General features: G+C 53.0%; 14 protein-coding genes. 3 read left to right on the plus strand and 11 right to left on the minus strand.

Translation table 11 applies throughout. The features are described from left to right. Positions 1-30: 30 nt before the first annotated feature. Positions 31-1014 (minus strand): hypothetical protein, encoded by a 984-nt coding sequence (locus RIC19_RS03610; RefSeq protein ID WP_350176922.1) that lies wholly within the window; start codon positions 1012-1014, stop codon positions 31-33. A 147-nt stretch (positions 1015-1161) separates the two neighbouring features. Between RIC19_RS03610 and RIC19_RS03615 the strand changes: the two genes are divergently transcribed. Beyond that, positions 1162-1725, plus strand: a complete 564-nt coding sequence (locus tag RIC19_RS03615) for an RNA polymerase sigma factor (RefSeq protein WP_350176923.1) — start codon at positions 1162-1164, stop codon at positions 1723-1725. Positions 1726-1728: 3 nt separating this feature from the next. After that, positions 1729-2448: a tetratricopeptide repeat protein gene (locus RIC19_RS03620; protein ID WP_350176924.1), complete on the plus strand. Its 720-nt coding sequence runs from the start codon at positions 1729-1731 to the stop codon at positions 2446-2448. A gap of 5 nt (positions 2449-2453) precedes the next feature. Here the strand turns inward: RIC19_RS03620 and RIC19_RS03625 are convergent, their stop codons facing one another. Beyond that, positions 2454-2894, minus strand: a complete 441-nt coding sequence (locus tag RIC19_RS03625) for a hypothetical protein (RefSeq protein WP_350176925.1) — start codon at positions 2892-2894, stop codon at positions 2454-2456. 273 nt (positions 2895-3167) lie between these two features. On the opposite strand from RIC19_RS03625, the gene RIC19_RS03630 reads away from it, so the two are divergent. Continuing rightward, the gene (locus RIC19_RS03630; RefSeq protein ID WP_350176926.1) at positions 3168-5834 is read left to right on the plus strand and encodes a UvrD-helicase domain-containing protein; all 2667 of its coding nucleotides are present in this window, start codon (positions 3168-3170) and stop codon (positions 5832-5834) included. Positions 5835-5846: 12 nt separating this feature from the next. On the opposite strand, the gene RIC19_RS03635 is transcribed toward RIC19_RS03630, so the two are convergent. The 9 genes from RIC19_RS03635 to RIC19_RS03675 all read right to left on the minus strand — a co-directional run bounded on the left by RIC19_RS03635 (position 5847) and on the right by RIC19_RS03675 (position 19946). Beyond that, positions 5847-12623 (minus strand): T9SS type B sorting domain-containing protein, encoded by a 6777-nt coding sequence (locus RIC19_RS03635; protein ID WP_350176927.1) that lies wholly within the window; start codon positions 12621-12623, stop codon positions 5847-5849. Between the two features lie 71 nt (positions 12624-12694). Beyond that, on the minus strand, positions 12695-12931 hold the full coding sequence (locus tag RIC19_RS03640; protein WP_350176928.1) for a hypothetical protein: 237 nt from the start codon (positions 12929-12931) through the stop codon (positions 12695-12697). 126 nt (positions 12932-13057) lie between these two features. Continuing rightward, positions 13058-13219 (minus strand): hypothetical protein, encoded by a 162-nt coding sequence (locus RIC19_RS03645; protein ID WP_350176929.1) that lies wholly within the window; start codon positions 13217-13219, stop codon positions 13058-13060. Between the two features lie 21 nt (positions 13220-13240). Continuing rightward, on the minus strand, positions 13241-13699 hold the full coding sequence (locus tag RIC19_RS03650) for a nucleotidyltransferase (RefSeq protein ID WP_350176930.1): 459 nt from the start codon (positions 13697-13699) through the stop codon (positions 13241-13243). Then, on the minus strand, positions 13692-13919 hold the full coding sequence (locus RIC19_RS03655) for a hypothetical protein (RefSeq protein ID WP_350176931.1): 228 nt from the start codon (positions 13917-13919) through the stop codon (positions 13692-13694). Before RIC19_RS03655 ends, RIC19_RS03650 begins: the two co-directional genes overlap by 8 nt. A gap of 194 nt (positions 13920-14113) precedes the next feature. Further along, positions 14114-14890, minus strand: coding sequence for a LytR/AlgR family response regulator transcription factor (locus RIC19_RS03660; RefSeq protein ID WP_350176932.1), 777 nt, complete (start codon positions 14888-14890; stop codon positions 14114-14116). Between the two features lie 16 nt (positions 14891-14906). After that, positions 14907-16313, minus strand: coding sequence for a tetratricopeptide repeat-containing sensor histidine kinase (locus RIC19_RS03665; protein ID WP_350176933.1), 1407 nt, complete (start codon positions 16311-16313; stop codon positions 14907-14909). A 658-nt stretch (positions 16314-16971) separates the two neighbouring features. After that, positions 16972-17898 (minus strand): pseudouridine-5'-phosphate glycosidase, encoded by a 927-nt coding sequence (locus RIC19_RS03670; RefSeq protein ID WP_350176934.1) that lies wholly within the window; start codon positions 17896-17898, stop codon positions 16972-16974. 137 nt (positions 17899-18035) lie between these two features. Further along, the gene (locus RIC19_RS03675) at positions 18036-19946 is read right to left on the minus strand and encodes a tetratricopeptide repeat protein (protein WP_350176935.1); all 1911 of its coding nucleotides are present in this window, start codon (positions 19944-19946) and stop codon (positions 18036-18038) included. Between the last annotated feature and the right edge of the window lie 103 nt (positions 19947-20049).

The following is a 20049-nucleotide window of genomic DNA, read 5'->3' on the forward strand; positions in this document are numbered from 1 at the left end:
AAGTTCAGGGATTATAAATACAAGTCAAGTCTACGGCAGTGCGTCAATGGCGTCCACCAGGTTTTGCTCGGTACCGGTAGTCGTCTCGCCTATGGTGAAACTGTAAATATCGTTTTCGGCAACTGTCACGCCCTTTATGGCATAGCGGTACTGACCTGCGTCCTCGGTGACAAAGATGACGTGCATTTCCAGCCCGACCGGAATCTGCCCGTAGTGCTCGGAGAAGTAGCCGGTGGCGCTGTCGTAGGTATCGAGCTTGGCCAGGGTGTTCGGTTCTCCATCGTAAGACAGGTACACGGCGCTGTTATCGGCATCGTAGCCATCGGGAACCGCTACCTGAAGAGTGGTTTTGGGGCGAGGGTCGTTGAAGAACCGGTCCACGTTGGTCCAGCCAAAGTCGCCGAAGGATATATAGTACTGCGCCTGCTGCCCTTCGCCTTCCACGAATACGCGGTCGCCCTGCCCATCGGCATCTTCTTTTTCCTCTTCCCAGGCGATGTCGCCGTCCGCGTCAATCTGCCCTTCCCAAAGGGTCATAGCCGGGTCTCCACCTCCTGTCAGGCTGGAAGGCACTCGCAGCATCATGGGGCAGCCAGGCGTCAACGCTTCACCGTTTTGAGTGACCTCCACAAAGAATTCGCCACCGGAAACGAGGGGGGCAAGTGCTCCGGTTGCTGTAATACCCATGGTAGGCTTATTAGTGGCCAGCATATTGCCCCGGCCATAGAGTTCGACAAAAGCCAGTTCTACGGTTCCGGTTGCCACACCGTCGCCATCGGTAAGGCAGCCGGGAGCGATATTGAGCTCTGCACCCCCTTCGGATAGGAAGTTAAGCCCGTCTTCGGCCTGGAAAGTTGCCGTTTGAGTGCGGGCCTGAATGGCTGCTTCCCGCAACTGATGGAAGTCTTCCGGATTAGGGCCAGCTACAGTGGCCGGTTCTTCTTTATCACAGCTGGAAAAAGTGATGGTGGCTGCAAAAGCAAGGATAGGGATGATTTGAAATAACGTTTTCATGACTTCTGATTTTTAATTGATTGTTGTCTGTTTTCATCCCCTTATCCGCACGTAAAGAAGAATCTTATGCCCTGAAATGTTAAGATTTTGTTAAGGAAAATGATTTCCCATTAGCTGAAAACCACTATCTTGTCAAAAAGCCCATTCATGGCAGCCGCACAACCTTATCTAAAAGCATTACGGGAACGGGACGACCGGGGCATCCGGGAGATTTATGAGGCCTTTGCGCCCGCCGTTCGTCAGTGGGTGTGCAACAACAGCGGCACGCCCTCCGATGCTCAGGACCTTTTCCAGGAAGCGCTCATGGCTATTTACGACCGGTACTGCCTGCGCGGAGCAGCCTTTCAGGGCTCCTTTGGGGGCTTGTTGATGACCATCTGCAAAAGACGGTGGTACGACCGGTTGTCCGGAAAAAAGCAGGACGAAGGCATAAGAAATGCGGAAGCCAGCCGATATGAAGATGAAGCCGAAGCGTGGGAAACTGCCGGAGCAACTATTCAGCAGCAGCAACGGCAGCAGCGGTTGGAGCAGGTGTTCCAATACCTGAGCGAGCAATGCCGCAGAGTGCTGACGCTGCTGATGACGGAAGGGCTGACTGTTGAGGAAACTGCTGAACACTTAGGGATCAGCTCGGCCAATACAGTCTACCAGAATAAGCACCGCTGTCTTTCCCGCTGGCGTCAGCTTTATTTTGAACAGTACAACGATTAAGCCATGGAGGAGTCCAAACGCATAGATGAGTATTTGAGCGACCAGCTGAGTGCAGCAGATCAACAGGCTTTTGAAGAGGAACTGAACCGCGACCCGGAGCTCCGCAGGCAAGTGGACCTGCAGCGGGACATGGCTTTTCTCCTTAGCCACCAAAAGGACAGAGCTGCCCTCAAGGCCCAAATGGAACAAACCGGAGCGGATTTCTTTGCGGAAGCCCCTTCTTCCCGCCCGAAGGCCCGGATCCGATGGATAGGGTGGGCTGCTACCGCAGCAGCAGCGGCGATTCTGCTCTTCGTGCTTTGGCCCGTTTTTGTTCAGCCGGATTTATACCAACAGTACGCCGAGTTTCCGCCACTGGCCCTTTCCGAAAAGGGCACAGCTACCACGAATTGGGCCGCCACCGAGCAAACCTTCAACACCGGTGACTACACCGAAGCTGTTGAACAGCTGGAAGACTATCTGCAGGCTTTTCCTAATGATCAGCAAGCCCGTCTGTACCTCGGCATTTCCAGGATGGAGACCGGGCAACTGACCAATGCCCGTCTTTTGTTTGCCATCGTGGCCACCAAAGCCCCTGGCCTTTCAGATTATGCGCAGTGGTATACAGCACTGAGCTATTTGAAAGAAGGCGATAAGGAGGCGGCCCGCAGCGTACTGGAGCAGATCGAAGCGGGGACAACATTTTACGGGCAGGCACAGGAGGTTTTGGGAGCATTGGAGTAGCACGCCTACAGCTCCTCTCCCGGTACTTGCTGAGCAATAAAACTGAGGTAGCCTCTTTTCCCTCTTTCCTTACGCCAAAAGCGGGCGGAGCGTTGCAGGTAAGTTAAAGCAGTGGCGTAAAGTATTTCCAGATACGGAATGGTTCTGCCTCCCAGGGTATATTGGTCATTTTGGAGCAAATGCTCATCTGCTCCAAACTCTTCACGGACAGCAAGTGCCAGGAGAATCGACTCAATCAGGGCCTGCTTGCGGGTAATCGTAGAATGAGGCTCCTCCAGCTCTGCACCTCCGGCGAGCTTTTTGAAAAATCGCTGCAGCTGTTCATAGACTACCTCGATGTCTTTATCTTCCAGCCTTGGGTGATCTTTATAGACCTTCAGCACGGCTTCTTCAATGCTAAACAGGCAGGGCTGCAGGAAATCGGGCGGCATGTGAGCATTAGGCATCGCTCTATATTTTTTTTACAAAGTTAAGGTTGATTTCTGCCATTTAATATCAATTTTTTGGTTTTATTTGGCTGTGAAGCGATTTAGAGCTTGTTGGGACTTTAGTAATCGGTCTGCTTATACTTCGTCCCGGAAATCCTTATTTAGCTCAGGCTAAACTCCGGCTTCCGCACCTCGTCTAACCAAAAAAATGCTCGTTTCAGACTAGAAGACCGAAATCCCAACACGCTCTTAATCAACTTCATCGTTTTTCAAAAACAGACCCACTCCTACATGGAATTATTAAGGTATAACGAATTTTCTGCCAAAGGGATGAGCAGTAAATTAAAAAAGGTGGAGCAGATGCTGCGCGCCGGCGACTTCAAATCGGCGGAGGTCAAAAAAATGAAGCACCTGGGCTACTTTCGGGCTAAACTCGACCGTGAGAACCGGCTGTTGTTCAAATTTGCGAAGCATCAGGGGGAGACCTATATCCTGCTTCTGGAGGTTATCCCTAACCACGAGTACGACAAATCCCGATTTCTGAGAGGCGCTTCTGTTAAAGAGAACCATTTTAGTGAGGTCGCGGGCCCGGGGGATGTCGAAGAGGATACCGTAGAGCCGATACGGTATATTAACCAAGCGAGCAAACGGTTCCATTTACTGGATAAGGTCATTTCTTTAGATCGCGATCAGGAAGAAATTTACAACCTGCCTGCTCCCCTCATTATCATCGGCTCGGCAGGCAGTGGCAAGACCGCGCTCACCCTGGAAAAGATGAAAGGCTATCCTGGTAACGTTGCCTATGTATCGCTCTCGCCTTACCTGGTGGAAAATGCGCAGCGCATTTACGAATCATTCGGGTACGAGAACCAAAAGCAGGAAATTGACTTCCTCTCTTTCCGGGAATACCTGGAAGGGATACAAATCCCCGAAGGCAGGGAACTGGATTACCGCAGCTTTGAACGTTGGTACGAGCGCGGGCCCCGGCAACGTTTTAAATTCAAGGAGCCTTACAAGCTTTTTGAAGAGTTTAAGGGCGTACTGACCGGCTCCGTTACGGATGCGCCTTACCTCAGCCGGAAGCGTTATGAGGAATTGGGCGTCAAGCAGTCTATTTTCCTGGGCAATGAGCGTGGTAAGGTTTACGACCTCTTTGAACGCTACCTGCGCTTCCTGAAAGAAAATGACTACTACGACAGCAACATGGTCGCTTACCAGTACATGGATCAGGTAGCCCCGAAGTACGACTTCATCATTGTAGATGAGGTGCAGGATGTTACCAATATTCAGTTGCTGCTGATTTTGAAAGCGCTGAAGACGCCCGGCAACTTTTTGCTCAGCGGGGATGCCAATCAGATTGTGCACCCCAACTTTTTCTCCTGGTCAAAGATAAAAAGCTTGTTCTTCAATCAGGACCTGAAAGGCAGTGCGCTGCGCATTCTCAAAACCAACTACCGCAACTCCCGGCAGGTGACCAAGCTGTCCAACGACCTACTCAAGATCAAAAACGCCCGCTTTGGGTCTATTGACAAAGAGAGTACCTACCTGATCAATACCGTGGCCGATACGGAAGGGAAGATTCACTTTTATCCAGACAGTGCCAAGGTACGCAAGGAGCTCAACAAACGTACGCAGGACTCCGCAAAATTTGCCGTACTGGTACTGGACAAGCTACAGAAAGCACAAGTCGCGAAGGATTTCAAAACACCCCTTGTGTTTACCATTCAGGAGGCCAAAGGGCTGGAGTACGAGAATATTATTCTGGTCAACTTTATCAGTGATCACGACAGCGAATTCCGCACCATCGCGAAAGGCGTAACCGAAGCGGACCTTTTAGACGAAAATCTGCAGTACTCCCGTGCTAAGGACAAAACCAATAAAGACCAGGAAGCTTACAAATTCTACATCAATTCCCTATATGTGGCTTTCACCCGGGCTGTACAGAACGTACATATTGTAGAAACCAAAACCAAGAACGAACTGCTGCAGCTCCTCGGTGTGATGGAAACAGAAGAGGAAGTCAAGATTGAGCAGCAGGCCAGCGATGAGGAAGAATGGCTGGAAGAAGCCCGCCGTTTGGAGCTACAGGGCAAGTTTGAGCAGGCAGAAGCGATACGGGCCCGCCTGCGCGGGATTGAGTTTGTGGGGTCAGACGAAGCGGAGTTGTTGGAAGAGCGGATTTTCGACCCGGAAGTCAGCCATACTGATAAGGATGTGGAGCGCCTCTTTTTGTTTGCCCGCACCCGGCACCGTATTGGGTTGGTACAGCGGCTGCACGAAGCGTTGAACTATGGGCCCGCCAAGCAATACCTGGGCGAATACAAGAAGGCGCAGCAGCAATTGGCGGGCCATGTCCGCAACAACAACCGGAAAAAAGCAGAGCGCCTCATCGGTAAATTCGGAGTGGATATCCCTGATGCTACAGAGGGCATGACCGGGCTGATGATTGCTGCGCAATACGGCAAAATCGATATGCTATATTACTTCCTGGATCAGGATGCAGACCGCAACCGGCAAGACAACCTGGGGCGCACGGCTCTGCAGCATCTGATTTTGGGCTACGACCGTCGGCAGCTCAATAAGTTTTTGCTGGAAACCTGGTACCCTAAGCTTGCCCCCTCTGCCGGTCAGTGCCGCTATGATGGCCGCTTGTACATCATCAACCACAAGAGTATGGCGTTCTTCCTCTACAATGTGCTCAACGCTATACGCCTTGATGTATTTGCGCCCAATGACCCTCTGCCCAGGCGCTGCCTGCTGATGGACGACTTCATGCAGTTTATTGAAGAAATGCCGCCGTCCCTGCTACCCGACTACCGCCGAAAGCGGCAGTATGTCAACAGTATCCTCTCTAAACATGAGGTGGACCGGGATGACCCGTATAACCGTAAGCTGTTCGTGCGGCGTAGCCGGGGCTGCTATGATGTGCTGCCGGGGGCGGAGGTGACGTGGGGGTAGTAAAAATCCCCCTTACCGCACCAACGTCACATCACCTTGCCTTGTCCACACTCCGTCTGGCGTTTGTACCTCAATTTGATAGTAGTAGACCTCCGTAGGCTGCGGCTGCCCATTAGCAGTGCCGTCCCAGCCCTGAGCAGGATTTTCGTTGTCGTACACCTGCTGCCCCCAGCGGTTGAAAATGCGGAAGGCGGCCACCCGCGCTTCGGCATTGCCTACTACATTGAAGAAATCGTTTGTCCCATCGCCATTGGGTGTAAAGGTATTGGGCATAGCCAGCAGGAGTTCACCGCCCGGGACTTCTGCCTCGATCTCCGCCACACAGCCCCATTCGTCTTCAATACTGGCGTAGTAAAAGCCCGCCTGCAGGTTATTGCGCTCCGGAGTGGTGCTACCGTCTTCCCAGATCAGGGTGTGTGTACTGTCCGCCAGGATAAGAGACAGGCTTCCGTCTCCGTAGCCAAAGTCGGGCGCAGCCTCCACCTCGTACAGGGGCGGCGGGTAGTAATCCAGCATCAGGTAGACCGTGGAGTCGCAGCCGTTGGCATCGGTGAGCTGCAGGGTGTAGTCGCCCGCGGATTCAAAAGTCGCTCCGCCTATATCCAGCACTTCGCCCAGGCATAGGGTGCTATCGAAAAAGGACTCTGAAAGGGCTTCCACCGACAGCTGCAGCACCACCAGGGAATCACAGCCGGCCTGGGATTGCAGTTCGGCTTCATAGGTGCCCGGTGTACTTACCTCCTGTCCGTTAAACAGATAGGACTCGCCCTCACAAATCACTTCGGCCAGCTCAGTTTCAAACTCCGGCAGCACAGTAAGCTCGAGCTCCACGATACTATCGCACCCTAAAGTGGTCTGATAATCGGCCAAATAAGTGCCGGGCTCGGTCAGGGGCTGCCCGTTGAAGAAGAGGGTATCGTTTTGGCAAATGGTGGATTGGAGGCTTTCAGAAACGGCAGGCAGCACACTCAGGTCGAGCGTAATGAGGCTGTCGCAGCCGTTGCTGGTGGTGAGGGGCTCTGTGTACAGGCCTGGCTCGGTTAGTACGGTACCGTAGAAGTCGTAGGTCTCGCCCTGGCAGATGGCGGCGCTTTCATCGGTGGACCAGGTAGGCCGCAGTTCCAGGTCCAGACATTCCACCCGGACGCAGGAACCAACCGTAGGCGTGGTATCGCAGTACAGCCCGGCGGCACTGACCCAGGCCCCAAAGATATTGATGCTGTCGCCCGTGCAGATGCTTTCGGTTTGCGTTGGCAGAATGGTATCGGTTTGGCTCTGCACAGTGAGCAGACGCTCTGCTTCACATTGAGCACTATCGGTGGCAGCAATCAGGAAGCTGCTTTCGCTAAATGGTACCGGGATGCTCACTTCCGCGCAGTTGCTGCCTGCGCAGATCACCTCTTCAGCCCCGGACCAATCATACTGCACCCCACCGGTAAGGTTTACGGAAAGGGTGTCGCCCAGGCAGGCTTGCAAAGTGTCCGGTACGCCCCCGATTTCAAAAGCCTCGAAGAAATCCACGGATACGGCAAGCAGCCGGGTGCAGGCCCCGTTATCGGCCTGCAGCTGAAAGGTATAATCCTCCTGCACTTCCACCACCGGGCTCAGACTGTAAATATCGCTCAGGCGGTCATCAGCATTGACCCAGTCGTAGGCCGTGCCGGGCTCCGCGCTGACCTGCAACTGCGCCGGCGGTCCAAAACAGAAGCTTTGTGCCGGATCGGCCTGCAGGGCCGGGGCAGGGAGCACCTCGACCATCACAGAATCCATACCCATGCACCCCAGATTATCCGTAATGCTGACGGTGTATACCGCGGAGTTGTCAGGGGCGGCAAGAGCGGCCTGCTCATCGTCGATGACCAGATTCGGGCCCGACCAGGCGAAGGCCTCGCCCAAAGAAGCGATGAGCGAAGCCGTATCGCCCTGACAAATCGTGATGTTTTCAGAAAATATGAAGGGCTCCGGATTAACCGTAACCTCAAAGGGGTGGCTGATGGTGCAATTACCGACTGTCTCCTGCAATTCGAAGGTATAGAGTACCTGGTTACTAGTCGTTTCCGGTGGGAAGAAAACCGTTTGCGGGCATTGGGTACAGCTCAACCCATCAGCATCTGACCATTGATAGGTATAGCCCGTCAGCGGGTCGACGCCCAGCTCAGCGGATTGGTCCCAGCACAGGCTGACGGTCGTGGGCTTGATGACCGGCACCCCTGAAATGGGGACCGTCAGCGTCTGACAGGCGCAGTTGGCCTCCGCTTCGAGGACCAGCAAGAGCCGGCACCAGTATTGACGGGGCAGATTAGGAAGGAAGGCGCTCAACTGTGTGCTGCCGCCGGCCTGATCGATCCCGTTCAATGTCAGCATTTGCAGCATTGAATCCGGCAGGCTCAGTGCGCCATCCCCGTCGAGGTCGAGGTAAAGGGCCGCCTGAAGGGGCAGTCCGTTGGGGTCAGCGGTATTGGTAATGGTGGCCTCCAGCTGTAAGTCATTGGAGATGCTGGAAGGTGCCGTGGCAGAGATGTCGGTTATTTCATAGGCCGCCTTGTCCACCGAAAGCGGCAGGTTGGCATCACCCGTGACTACCTCGATCTCGCAGGGCTGTCCTTCGCTTACGCAAATGGCGGGCACCTTGGTGGTGGTGAAGTGGCTTAGGACGGGCACGGCGCATTCGATGCCCTCCTCCGCTACGATGCTGAAGGACAGCGTGACATCCGATGAAGGGCTGTTGATGGTCCACTTGAGCTGCCCGTCCTGAAAAGCAGGCTCCGGGTGGTCGGTATTGCCTGCTGTGGAGCCCGGCACATAGGCCATGCCCACCGGGAGGGTGACGTAGAGGTTGGCATCCGTATTGGCAGGGTACTGGAAAGTGGCATTCAGCGCCAGCGTATCCCCACAGTTGAGGCTGCCCGAGAAGTTGACGTTGAGATTGGAGGCATAGGGCGGCTCCACCCCTTCGATTTGGTAGCGCCCGGTGACCTTGGCTACGGTATTGGTGGGCTCTTTACAAGTCTGCTCCGCCCGCATACGGTAAATAATGCGGGTACCGGAGATGAAATCGCAGTTGGTCTCGGTATCAAACTGCAGGTAGAAGCTATTGCCCGGCGTACTGTTGACGCCAGACAGCCCCTGTTCCTGAATGAGTGACCAGACCGTTGCAAAATCCCAGATAAAGGTGCGCCCCTGTAGCAGCTCGGGGTCAGGCAATGGGGAAGTTTGCCCACTCCCCGCCGGGTACTCCACTGCACAGGAGCCCGGCAGTATATCCATGCCCACCGGCAGGGTGACCTCCGCCTGCAACTCGTAGACCGCGCCCAGCCCTGCATTAAACAGCAGCGCCTGCGTACGGGGCATGGTATCGCAGAGGTCCGCGCTGAGGTTTTCTGATTCCGCCTGCAAATCGATGAGCCCGGGCGGGAAGTCGATGGTCAGGGTTTCGCTTTCCAGGGCACAGGGCGTCTGCGCTGGGTCGGTAAAGGGCGAGCAGTCGAAGCCGTAGTCGAGGCGGATGGTCTCGGTGCCGCAGCTGCTGGAGCGGCCGCGGAGCAGCAGGTTTAGCGTATCCGGCGTGACTACGGAGCCGAGCTGGAAGATGCCGTTGACTTCGGGGTACACTTCCCCGGTCTCTGCATTGACGACTTGGATGGAGTCGAAGACGGAGGCCGGGTAGACGGGGCGGAGGTAGAGGTTGTCGTAGGGGAGAAAAGTATTGTTGCCCGCTCTGACTACGAAGGGAACCTCTAATTCGAAATCTGCAGCGAAGGAGGTAACAGTGGATTGAAGGAGTGGCAGGTCACAAATGTCGATGGCATCATAAAGTGGCCCAACCAAGCTCACCGCTAATGTGTAAGAAGCTGGGAAGAACCGAGTGCCAATCGGGGTCCGTTCCAGCCTGGCTTCAACAGGCAAGCGACCATTCTGAGAAGGCCATTCCGCTATACAAGCGGTAAAATGGCGGTGCAGCGATAGCTGAAAGTGATAATTACTATTCACACCAACAAAAGGGAACGTCTCTGGCACATCAAAAAGCACATATTCTGCAGAATCATAGGGAAGTAAGAATACAGGAGGCGTATTGTGTTGCCTTAACTCCAGGGAATCAACCACTATGCCTGCCACCTTGGGCACCCGGAACTGAGCGGCCCGGTGAAAAGGTTTGATTTCACCAGGAAAAGGGAAAGAGAGGGTTGAGCGAAGACTACGTGCGACAGAGGCAGGTGACGCGACCTGACAGTTGCCACTACGGGCTCCACCTCCACCTGGCTGGTCCCGTAATGTTACATTCGCAATTTCCACCCGCTGCGACTGGCAGTTACAAGTGGGCAGGATGCGGGTTGCATCGATAGGGCTATGGTCAAAGTACGTACGGGTATCGTAGTCGAAGGCAAAACGTATTGACGAAAAAGGATATAATGGGGAAGAGCTTGGTGAAGAAATATTACTTCCAACCAAATTTAAATTAGCATCTACCCGCTGCTGCACCACCATTTTGACAGAGTCGCCCGCTGCATATTTAAACCCTTGCGGTATGGCGGGATTCAATGTCCGTAATACAGGAACAGAAAGGTCGTACAAAAAGACATCACGGGGAGACCAGAAAATACGGTCGAGGCCATTGACCTCATACCACACCGATTCGGAGGCATCAAAAAGGAGGAGGGTATTGCTTAATTCGGCAATCTTTTTTTGCTCACCTATCATGTGGTTGACCGTTGGGCCAGTGAGCAGACTGTTTCCGGTCCCAATGTTCCTCACTTCAAACCCTTTGTGGCCGACTTCCAGCGTAAAGTACTCCAGCTCCGTACCGGGTACGTCTGTTTGCACTACACCATCGACGCGCAGTTCGAAAGTATCCCCGGGTGCAAGGTAGTCCAGACGCATTTGGCTAAAATCGTAGAGCCCATCTTCATCGGGTTGCCCATCGCCATCCTTATCCGGCCAGCCCAAGGTTGTGCGGAGGGCCTCAAAAGTATAATCGAGGTAGCCGGCCAGCGTATCATAACAGATACCTTCATAGCAAGGCAGGGGCACAAGTATATCACTACAGGTGCGCAATTGCCCGATGTTGCTGCAGTTCTCGTCTGCCACCACTACCGCTTCTGCCAATAACCCATAAAGCTTACCAGTCCCAATAGGACAAGACTCTGCACAGTCTGAGAGAATTCCGGGCAGGCATAATAAATCTGATGCAACGCTACAGTCCAAAACGGTAGGTACCTCAAGCGTATACGGAGCCCCTGATGCAATAGGTAGGGGATAAACCAGCTCTACGACATTAATGGTATCCGTAATTACAGTCTCGCTGACCGGCAAAACACCCTCCAGGGCAAAATCAGTAGACTGCAGCACCAAAAAAGCCGGGAAGGCCAACTGCACCCTTAGCTCACCTGCCACATCGTCAAGGTCGATGTTATTAATCTCATAGACGATGTCTACCGGGTTGTTATTCTGCAAAACGCCGCTTATGGAAAGGGCTCCGGTAATCAAAGGATCACCGCTTCCAGCCTCTCCCTCCCCGTCAACGAAGCGATCATCCGGCGCTGCACATTCCTTGATGTATTCGTAATCGTAGGTCCAGTTAGAAGCCGCAGAATTGCACTGTCCGGGCTCACAAATACTGGTCGTCCATGTGATGTCAAATTGCGAACCGAAACTTGGTGGTGCCAAAGGATTGATAAAGTGCAAAGTAACGGCATGGGCTACACTATCCCCACAGGTATTCAGCAAAGGCTCGTGGTAGACGACAGAATCCAGAAAGGGACTATTCAGGCTGCCCAGCAAAATACCCCGTCCCTCGCCCGGCTGTCGGATGTTGAGCACAAAATCCATTAGACCGGTGGATTGGTTATTGCGCCGTACGCGAAGGGTTTGCGCTGCTGTACCGCCATCAAAACAGGTCGGCTCCTCCACGATTTCCAGAAAACCTAATACATCTCCATTTTCCACCACATCCACAATCTCCACCTTCGCATTCGCCCGCCGCGACTGACAGAAGCTGCCCCCGCAGCCCCAGCGCACCCAAAGCTCCGAGAGGGCATCCCGGGTTTCATACGCACAGTCTACCACTTGTACGCGCTCGGTGATGGTGATTTGTTCGTTGAAGTCAAACCAGCCGTCGCCATTGCCAATTTGAGCAAAGTCCTGCGGGCCGAAGCGCAGGAGCAGGGTGTCCGCGTTTTCGACAAGGGTCTCCCCATCGTTGCTGCTCACCGCGATGCTGCTGACGTGGGTATCCAAAAATTCAAAACTTGAGACTCTGCCCGGCCGGGTATTGCGGACGGTGAGGGTACGGAATACCACACCGTTGAGCGTACCCTGCCAGTACAGGTTTTCGCCGTTGGTGATGAGCAGGTTGGCCGTCTCCACATTGAAGGGGTCGGAGGCGAAGCCCTGACTGCCATTGGCGTGTTCCAGTTCTGCGGTAATGAAGAACAGCTCCCCCGCATCAATACAGGACAATGCCTGACAGCTGACATCGGCTTGCAAGGTGAGGCTGAGGGTGTCGCCCGCAGGCACTTCCGGCAAGGTAAAGACGGGCTCCGACAGGTTGCCAATCGCTTCCTCGGTGCCGCCGCTAATGCTGCCGGCCTGATAGGTGATACCGCAGGGTAGCCCAAGCGTCAGGGTGGCATCTTGCAGCCCGTTGGTGCCGCCGGTGATGGTGTATTGGAAGGTCTGATCTTCGCAAACGCTAAGGTTGCCGGGGGGCTGTAGCTGGGCTTGCTGGGCGGTGAGGCCCGAACAGGTGAGCAGGAAGATGCTTACAAGGGTGGTGTAGATTTGGGGTTGCATGGTTGCTAAGGTTCTTATCTCCGAATATTAAAAGGCATATTTGTCATTTCAGCGGTGCAAAGGTTATCCATTCATATCGTGATCGTAATCGCCCCCGGCGTACGCAGCTTGTCCCTGAACTTGCCATTCACATGCACATCTGCCATACCGGTAGAGGCATGCTGCACTTCGGCAACGCCCTGTGCATTGGTGTATACCGCTTTGCTGAAGCCGGAGTTGAGCAGACCATTCCAGAACAGCACGACTTTGGCGTTTTGCTCCCACTTACCGTAGCGGGCGTTGTAGACTTTGATGATGGAGGTTTTCATGAGTCAATGTTTTAGCTTATAAAATTGATCCTTTTATTTTACCTTCCCGACTTTTGGGTATCCTGTAAAATGGCACCATTTACAATAACCTTCACTCTATCCCCACCAACCCCCAATCCTTCCCCACTAATCCGCCCGCAAATTAGGCAGCCCGCTCAAAAACGACTCCCGCCACTTGTCGCTCAGCGGGATTTCCTGTGTACCCTCCCGGTAGCGGACCATCACGCGGCCGCGGTGGTAGGCCACTACATGACGGGTATTGACGGCCCAGGAGCGGTGGGTGTGCATCAGGACGGTGCGGAGCGCTACTTATGCTTGCAGGTTTTCTATATCATCCAAGTCCTTATTACGACCGGATGCCTTTTTGGCGGCTATCAAACTATTAAGGTTTAACACTCTGACCCGGAAATCGCCTTCAATGTCAAACCATTCAGCAGATGCCAGCGCTTCATCAAACTCTAAACCTTTGATTTTGGTGATAATATCAATTGAGACAGGAGGCCGGCCAAAACTAAATACCTCATTCTCGCTAGTATTCAGGAACCGCGCTTCGGTCATGTCAAAAACGGACATCCCAAATACTTCGAATGCCCTTGATAGCTTTTGGTAATTACTGCCAACCGCTTTCACCCAAATATCCATGTCTCCGGTTGTTCTAGCATATCCATGGAGGATCACAGCATAGCCTCCAACAAGGATGTAGTCTACCTGACTTTGATTGAGCGCCTGGATGAAATCCTGGAAATCCCGATTGAAGATATTAGCCATCTGAACGTGTTCTTATACTGAAGGCTGTACGATCCAACCGGTGTTGACCGTGGTAATCTAACTGGTAAGCGGTACAAACCAGGTACCAGGCAGCCGCAAGCCGCTCCATAGCTGTTTTTTGCATCCAATAATCACGCTGCTTTGATGCTTCCTCAAAGGATTGAACACTAAATGCCTGCCGGTCTAAGCGGTAAGATTCCATGATCAGGATATTAGACATTATGAACACCAATTGATATAGGTATAGACTTGCCCTTTTTCGCCCTCTCCGCGTTGAGAAGCCTCGCCGTAGCCCCGGCTATGCCTACGTTTCTCGCCTTGACAGGACAAAAAATTGCGGCGTCTATCCTCTATACAACCGATATTCATAATGTCTATTGTTGTTTTGTAAAAATACTTTTTTTTGGCAAAGTTTCAATCCGCCCGCAAATTAGGCAGCCCGCTCAAAAACGACTCCCGCCACTTGTCGCTCAGCGGGATTTCCTGTGTAGCCTCCCGGTAGCGAACCATCACGCGGCCGCGGTGGTAGGCCACTACATGACGGGTATTGACGGCCCAGGAGCGGTGAGTGCGCATTAGGGCGGGATGAGGTACCTGCTCCAGAAAACTGTTAAGGCGGACGGAGAAGGCAATGGCTTTGGCGTCGGTCACGATTTTCACGGCGTGTTCCTTGGCTTCTATCCAGCGGATGTCGGCGACTTCCACGCGCACGTGGCGGTAGTCCTGCCGGACGAAGAAGAAATCCTGGGCGGCGTACAGGGCGCAGCCGCTGCCGGAGGAAGCCGGTATAGATGCCACAACGGCGGGACGGCGGCTGTAGAAGGTGGCAAAGGCCGTATCCAATGCAATCAAAAGCTGCTCAATGGGGGCAGATTTGAGGACGTACTGCACCATTGGCGCCTGCTTGGCCCGCTCTACAAACTCGCGCTTGTCGTGGCTACTGAGGAAAAGGATGGGCAGGGGGGAAATGCTGTGCAGGGCGATGGAGAGTTCAATGCCGTCGAGCTTGCTGCCATTAAGCTCGATGTCCAGCAGGGCGATATCGGGGCGCTCTTTTTGGAAGAGCGCCATAGCCTCATCGCTGTTGGTGGCGTGGCCGGTGATGCGATAGCCCTGTTGCTCCAGTTGCTCCTGCAGACTGGCGGCGATAATGAGGTCGTCTTCGACGAGTAAAATACTTGCGGCTTTCATTTTGGCAAAGGGTTTTTTATGCGGCTTTTAAATTAAGTTCACACTCCACGCGGGTGCCTTTCTCACCGGAAAAGGCAATGCGCCCGTTGAGCTGTTTGACCAGGTTGTGGATCAGGAACAGGCCCATTGACTGTTTAGTGTCCACCTGGAAGTCGGCGGGCAGGCCACTGCCGTTGTCGGTGTAGATGAGGCGGTAATGCCCTTCTGTTTCGGGCTGCAACTCTACATTAATTTCAGGGTTCGGCTGTTCGGCAAAGGCGTGCTTGCAGGAGTTGGTCGCCAGCTCGTTGACGATGAGGCCAATGCGCATGGCCGCATCCCCGTCTACCTGCTCCTGCTCCGGGCAGTGCAGTTGAATAGCGACAGGGTGCTCCGGACTGCTGAAGCTGCGCTGCAGGGCATGAGTCACTTCCTGAAGATAGTCATGTATGGCAATGCTTTTCTGCCCTTCCCCATCGTGGTGCAGGCGGCGGTGCAGGGCCGACATGGCGTTAAGGCGCCCTTCGGCCTCCCTGACGGCCTGTTGCGCCTCGGGCTGCTCTTCAAGGCGGCGGACCTGCAGGCTCATCAGGCTGTTGGCGAAGACAAGGTTGTTCATCATGCGGTGGCGCTGCTCGCCGTGGAGGAGCTCGATCTCGAATTTCTGGGCTTGGATTCGCTGCCGCTGCCGGTACAGAAAGGCCGATAACCCGGTCAGGATAATCAGCCCCAGACTCAACCCGCCCAGCCCTAGACGCTGATTGCGGTTGATTTGGGCTTGTAGTTCTTTTTTACGCTGTAGGGTTTGAATTTCGAGTTCTTTTTTTTCGGTTTGGTATTTAGTTTCGATTTCAGTTATCGCTTCAAGCTTTTCCATGGACTCAATACTGTCCATATAAATTTGCTTCAGCTTCAAAAAAGCCAGCGCATTCTCCCAGTCTTTCTCTTCTTCATAAATTTTAGCTTTCATCTCGTAAATCACAGCCTGCTCCGTCAGGTTGGAAGGGGCAACCTGATCTTCTGCCAAATCCAGAAATTCCCGCGCCCGGCCGAGGTCACCCGATCTGTAATACAGCTTAACAAAGTTATTCCAGACCAGTAAAAAACTCCTTTTTAACCCCCGCTCCTTACAGATTGCTGCTGCTTGCGCCAATGCGTCCTCCGCCAACTGATGACGCTCAAGTTTCATATAAGCAATACCCAGGTTCAGATAAGTAAGTTCGGGCTCACTGGCATAATCAATCAGCGCTTTGCTCTTCAGTAAAAAATCTAAAGCCTCTGAATGTCTCCCCTGCTTCATATTCAAGATCCCCAAGCTGGAAAATACTACGCCATGAACTACCGGATTGTCGGTAATATCGAGCAACTCCTTATAACTCTTCTCAGCCCTTCTATAATTCTCCAGCCGGGTCAACAAATTGGCCTGATTATATTTCGATGACATCTGATTCTTTTGGTTATTGCTTTTACCGAAGTATTTAGCTGCGGTGTTAAAACTTTCAGATGCCTTTACAAAATCGCTTTTATCTCTGTACGCAAAGCCCAGGTACTGATACAGGTTTCCAATTAGATCAAGGTATGATTTTTCCTCATCTGGTTTTTCGAACCTGGCAATTGATCGCTTTAAAATCAAAATACAGCTATCCAGCTCATTCGCCGCTATCAACCCACTTGCATAGACTATTATTGCCCGCATTTCACTAACCCCATTATCATCAACCGCCTGAGTATGAGGAATAACCTTCTCGACAAAATCAAGAGCCTGTTGGTTATTTAAACTCAGTAGTGTGTCAGCAAAACTGATAATAAGCCTTGTTTCTCTTTCGGTAAGGGTTCCATACTCTTTATCCACAGCTATTTCGGCAACTTGCCTTAAACTATCCACCTGCCCCCACACAGGACCACAAAACCATACTATCACTGCTGCCAACAGCAGTATTTTCCTACTATTCATAATCTTGGGTTTAGACCGTTAAGGATTTAGTCAGCCGGGTGGATGGAGTTTCAGATAAGTGTATTCAACTTAATATTTGCTTAAAGCTAATAAACATTGTTAAATTCCCCATTCTGGTAAGACAGTTTCTGAAAAATACAGGGTGCATTTATCCGGACAAGCTACCCAGCGCGCCACTCACCGCCCCCGCCAAACGCGCATTATTCAGCACCAGCTCAATATTAGCTTCCAGGCTATCTCCCTGGGTTAACTGCTCGATGCGGGAGAGTAAAAAGGGCGTCAGCGCTTTACCAACGATAGCCTGCCGCTCAGCATCCATGATAGCCTGCTCAATGACCCGGTCCATCTCCTCCTGCGGCATGGCAAAGGCCTCCGGGATGGGATTGGCAATAACGGCACCGCCATGTAGCCCGAGCTGCCATTTGGCGTGTAATACCTTCGCAATTTCCGATGCCGTTTCCATCCGGTAATCAACCGGCAAACCACTTGTACGGGTGTAAAAAGCCGGCAATTCATCCGTTTGAAAACCCAGCACCGGCACGCCCATGGTTTCCAGGTATTCCAGCGTCAGGCGCAAATCGAGGATGGACTTGGCACCGGCACAGATCACTGCTACATCCGTCCGGGCCAGTTCCTGAAGGTCGGCGGAGATATCCATCGTTCTTTCCGCCCCCCGGTGCACCCCCCCTATGCCACCGGTGGCAAATACGCGGATGCCCGCCAGCGCTGCGATGATCATGGTGGCGGCTACGGTGGTCGCACCATCTCCTTTCCGCGCGACCAGCACCGGCAAATCCCTGCGGCTGACTTTAGCCACGGCCGTCCCCTTTTTGCCCAAATATTCAATCTCTGCTTCGGAAAGCCCGGCCCGCAACTGCCCGCCGATGACCGCTATGGTCGCGGGCACTGCACCGCTTTCCCGCACGGCTGCTTCCACGCGCAGGGCGGTTTCTACATTTTTCGGGTAGGGCATACCGTGGGAGATGATGGTGGATTCGAGGGCGACTATGGGTTGTTGATTACGAAGGGCTGCTTTCACAACCGGCACCATTCTGACATGCTGATTTATCTGCATAGCTGATGTTCTTTAAAGGATATTTACAACTCAACTTCTCAGCACTTAAAAGCCCGTGCTGCCCTTTTTTATGAAAGAGAACAGGCAAAAACCTTTGGCTTTTAGCGACAGCGTAGGCCAGAAGAAGCCTTAGATCCTTACTGAGCAATGGCCCCCGCCCGTTCAGACTGCGGATTGAGCTGCAATGCCCGCCGCGCCATCTGTTGTGCCTGCCCGGTATTGCCAGCCAGCGCATGAACTTCTGCCAAATCTTCAAGAAGGGTCACATTGTCCGAGCTTACCTCTAGCCCGTAATTCAGGTACTGCAGCGCCAAAGCATATTGCTTCTGCTGCTTAGCCATTAATTCATACCCCGCCCGATGGTAAAACCGCGCCAGTCGCTGTCCATCCTCCCGGCCATTCAGGTAGACCATGTATTGATCAATGAAGTTGACATGTCGGGCACTTAGTATCTCGTAGAACCCTTCCAACAGCTTATCCAGGTCCCTGTTCTGCTGATACAACCCACCAAGCAAACCTCCCTTACAAGTCAAAGCATCAGAATATGCCGGATAGATTTCCAGCGCCCGGTTCACGAGTGGGAGCGCCTCTTCGAAGGTCGCCAACTGTTGAGCGCCCTGCTCTTGCAGACCTCGCTGGTACAGGGAATAGGCCATATAACTGTTTGCCCGCGCACTGTTCGTTGACACTTTAATTGCAGCCCGATTGAGGCTCATGGCGTCTTTCCAGGCGGGGAGTCGTTCGTAGGTTTTGCCAGCGTAGGCTAAGGCGGTAAGTACTAAAATGCTCAGCCCTGCTTGTTTGATCCATGAATATTGGCTTTGCCAGCCAGGTAGTTTGATGAGGAACAGATAGGCCCATAAAACACAAAAACCCAGGGAAGAAACATACACAAACCGCTCGTTCATCGGAGCGCCCACTGAAATGACAATATTAGACACAATGGACAGGGTAGAAAAGTAAAACAGGATACTCCAGGCTGGAATGGATCGCTTCCGGAACGACCGGATGCCCCAGACCAACAGTGCCAGATTGGCGGCAAGTGAAACCAGGACCCGCCAGTCCCCCCAGCTGAGAATGGGTACCTGATAAGGGTAGTAATCGTGCGTGAGCGGGTGCGGAAAAACCAATAGCTTCAGGTATTGCCCAAGGGTGTAAGTGATCGTGGCATACTTTTCGGCAAAGCCAATCCCGATAAAAGGGTCGTTCATAATGCCCGAAACCACCAGATCCGGATTGTACAAATACCCCACTGCATTGATCCGGATCCCTAAATAGAGCCCAAAAGAGAGCAATAACGGCAGCACACTAATGGCCACGGTTTTCAGTTCAGCTTTGGTAAACAGGTAGATACTCAGCGGAATAACCGCGAGGAAGGTTACGGCATTTTCCTTGGCTAGTAGAGCCAGTAAAAAGAGCCCGCCTGATAGCAGCAGCGCAAACCAGGACTGTTGTTTGGCATAGCGGAGGCTGTAGTACAACGTGCTAAGGGAAAGCAGCAGCACCAGTATTTCATCCCGACCCTTGATATTCGCAACCACCTCGGTATGAATGGGGTGGAGCACAAACAGCAGCGCAATCCAAAACGGAAGCCTTTCGTACCAGGCCTGCCCTTTTTTCCCCGGGATCAGGATAGCCAGCAACCGGAAGATCAGCAGCCCGGTCAGACTGTACAAAAGGACATTGATCAGGTGGCTGTTGCCCGGATTCAAACCGTACCATCCATACTCCACCGCAAAGGTGGCAATAGACAAAGGCCGGTAGCGGGCGCCGGCTACCAGTTCTTGTTGCTCGCCCAGGTAGCCGGTGAAACTATCCGTTGTGAAAATATCGCCGATCCCGTCCAGTCCCTTTTTCACGAAGTTGTTCTCAGACAACACCAGGACATCGTCCAGGACATAGCCGAACGTACGCGTAGTGGCGTACAGTAAAAAAGGCAGGGCGAATAACAGCAGCCCGGGCAGCGCATAGCGGCGCCAAAAGCCGGAAGGCTTGGTTTTGATCTTATCCGTCTTTGATGACAGCTTTTTCGTTTTCCGTTTTGCCATAATGAGCCTGGTGTATTTACTGGTGCTCAAAATAGCAGTTTTTTCAGAAGCCGGTATTAATGCAGAATAACCTGGCAGATGATTCTCAATTATTATTCCACCA

It is taken from the genome of Phaeodactylibacter sp. (genome assembly GCF_040219495.1).
Taxonomy (GTDB): Bacteria; Bacteroidota; Bacteroidia; order Chitinophagales; family Saprospiraceae; genus Phaeodactylibacter.